The organism is Sulfitobacter sp. 1A15258, from assembly GCF_043557045.1.
GTDB classification, from domain to species: Bacteria; Pseudomonadota; Alphaproteobacteria; order Rhodobacterales; family Rhodobacteraceae; genus Sulfitobacter; species Sulfitobacter faviae.
On record NZ_JBIFFK010000037.1, the window covers coordinates 1 to 2339 of the forward strand.

Here is a 2339-nt window from a genome sequence, read left to right on the forward strand (position 1 = left end):
AGCTCTACCGCTCGCTCTGGCACTTGCCCCTCTGCAAGCCCAAGCGCTTTCCACACAACAGACCACCGTGTTGTGCCGCCAACTAAACGGATCCCGAGCGCCTTCAAAACGCGTGATAACGCTCTGTAGTCGTCGTTCTTCACCGGCTTCAGGCCAAAAAACTTGACCAGATCATCTTTCGAAAGTGGTGTATCTTGCTTCATGCCAAGGACATAGACCCCGGCAAACCCCTTCCCAAAATGGGCGCCGACCTTAGGCCGAAAATATTCTCGAAGCTCTATGCGAGATAATCACAAACACCCGAAAGCGCGCGAAACGAAGTACTACGAGCCGCTTAGAGTCTCCGGATGAAAATCTCATTCGCCCTCTTAGGGGGCAATTTTTGGGCCCGACAGCACTGCAATGATCTGAAAGAAGGCCCCCTGCCCTTGCTTCCGTTTTGCGCAGAAGGTGCCACCGCCTCCGGTTCTCAATGGGCGGCCGAAGCCTTGTCAGGAGCTCCGCCCATCCCCCTTTGAGATCGCCTTTCCCCCTTCTTCCCCGGCAAAACCTGCGGAAAAAATGGCGAGACTTCGGCATCATAGCAGGGGCTTAGGCACCGAGAGGACAGGCCTCAAGATCTACAGTGAACCTGACACGACTAAGTCCGTCGCGGACCCTCGCAAAGCCGTTGAGGCCCAGTTCGATATCCTGCTTAAGTTGCGCAGGAGTTCTTCCGTTTGTTTCCTCATGGATGATCAGCTTCATCTTCGAAGAAACGTCGCGCGCACCCTGCACCGTAAGACCGTCGTAAATCAGCGTGAAATCGCGGAAGACAAGAGTATTCAGCTGCCTGCTGGGGAAATCCACGTGGCAAAACAACATGAACATAGAACCGATATCTACGCTACGCTCGACAGCACGTTCGACCAGAACGCAGTTTCCGGCACTACGGGTCGGAAAGTTCATGACACGAGCATCACAGACGCCCCCTTCAAGAAAAAAGAAGGCCTGAACTTCCGAGGCAGGATATCCGGATGCGCCAGCAAGCACGTGCCCGATGTCGGCCCCCATGACCCCGATGCATAGCACCAAGCTCGACTTGCGTGTCTGGATTTCCGCGATGTTCCTGGTGCTGACATCGAGCAAGGGGAACTCTTCGGTCGTGATGGCGCGGCTACTTGGCGTGAACCAGAATACCGCCTGGAAAATGGGGCATGCGATCCGAGAGATGACGGACGACCGGAATGGTGAGCTGCTGCCTCTGGAGGACATCGTCGGAGGTCGATGAGGCCTATGTCGGAGGAGCACCGAAGTCTCTGTCAGGTGCCTACAACAAAAGGGGAAAGGGCACAGCAAAGCCGATGATCTTCGTCGCGGCATCTCGCGACGGACAGGCGCGCGCCAGGGTCGTTTTTGATGACAAACGGACCACGCTCGAGCTGGTTCTTCTGGAATGGGTCGATCCGGCGACGACCAGTCTAATGACCGATGGCAGCAAGAGCTACATCGGACTCGGAAAGACCATGGCCGACCATCAGTCTGTGATCCATAGCCAGAAAGAATACGCCAATCCAGAGACCGGCGCGCACGTGAACACGGCCGAGGCGTTGATCTCCCAGGTGCAACGTGCCCTGGTCGGGGTCTACCATAATCTTGGCAGGCAGCACCTTCAGCGATACCTCGACGAGATTGTCTGGCGGTGGAACACCGTGAGCCCGTTCGGGAAGTGGTCAAGCAATGGACCACGAGAGCCGGCGTTGCACGAGAGAAATCGACAACAATCTGGCGTCCGATCCCAGTGGTTGACCAGATGCGCGTCCTCCTACAGGGCGCGGTCGGCAAGCAAGTCCGCCGCTCGAAGGAATACGGCCTATGTAGGCCGTTATGCTGACGCATTCCGTTCCGTGGGACATACAGAGCACGCATTGCTGCGATCCCAAAGAACGGAATGCGTCATCGCGTGCGGGGCACCAGGTCTACTTCCTTCTTGCCCCAAGATAACGACCAATATAGTATCCATAATGGCAAAAAAGACGAATAAAGGACATCATAATAACCCTTAAGCTTAACCTCGACACGCCGTCCGAGATGCAGGATCGGGTTCGCGCAGCTGCTCGCGACCGCCGGCTCGCACTTGGGCTAACTCAGAGCGACCTGGCCACGCGGTCCGGAGTTCCTCTGGCGACCCTAAAAGTCTTCGAGCAGAAGGGGAAGATCAGCCTCGCCGGCCTGCTCGCCCTCGCTGACGCGCTCGACGCCATCGCTGGCTTCGGCACCCTATTCCCGGCTGTCGAGGCGACTCGTCTCGATGATCTCGACAAGCCAACGACGCGACAGCGCGCTCGCTCCCGCAGGAG

General features: G+C 57.1%; 4 protein-coding genes. 2 read left to right on the plus strand and 2 right to left on the minus strand.

The genetic code is table 11. From position 1 onward, the window contains the following. Both ACGYK9_RS19265 and ACGYK9_RS19270 read right to left on the minus strand, forming a co-directional pair. The coding region (locus ACGYK9_RS19265) for a hypothetical protein (RefSeq protein ID WP_394415312.1) at positions 1-203 on the minus strand (203 nt) is incomplete at its 3' end. A 388-nt stretch (positions 204-591) separates the two neighbouring features. Beyond that, entirely contained in the window at positions 592-1128 is a 537-nt protein-coding gene (locus tag ACGYK9_RS19270) for a hypothetical protein (RefSeq protein ID WP_394422713.1), read from the minus strand. A 98-nt stretch (positions 1129-1226) separates the two neighbouring features. On the opposite strand from ACGYK9_RS19270, the gene ACGYK9_RS19275 reads away from it, so the two are divergent. Both ACGYK9_RS19275 and ACGYK9_RS19280 read left to right on the plus strand, forming a co-directional pair. Next, entirely contained in the window at positions 1227-2045 is an 819-nt protein-coding gene (locus tag ACGYK9_RS19275; protein WP_394415321.1) for an IS1595 family transposase, read from the plus strand. A gap of 25 nt (positions 2046-2070) precedes the next feature. Further along, a partial coding sequence (locus ACGYK9_RS19280) for a helix-turn-helix domain-containing protein (RefSeq protein ID WP_394415324.1) occupies positions 2071-2339 on the plus strand: 269 nt, incomplete at its 3' end.

Excerpts from the sequence above, each read along its gene's own strand:
- ACGYK9_RS19275 (WP_394415321.1), top strand. The coding sequence starts at position 1,227 with ATGGTGAGCTGCTGCCTCTGGAGGACATCGTCGGAGGTCGATGAGGCC.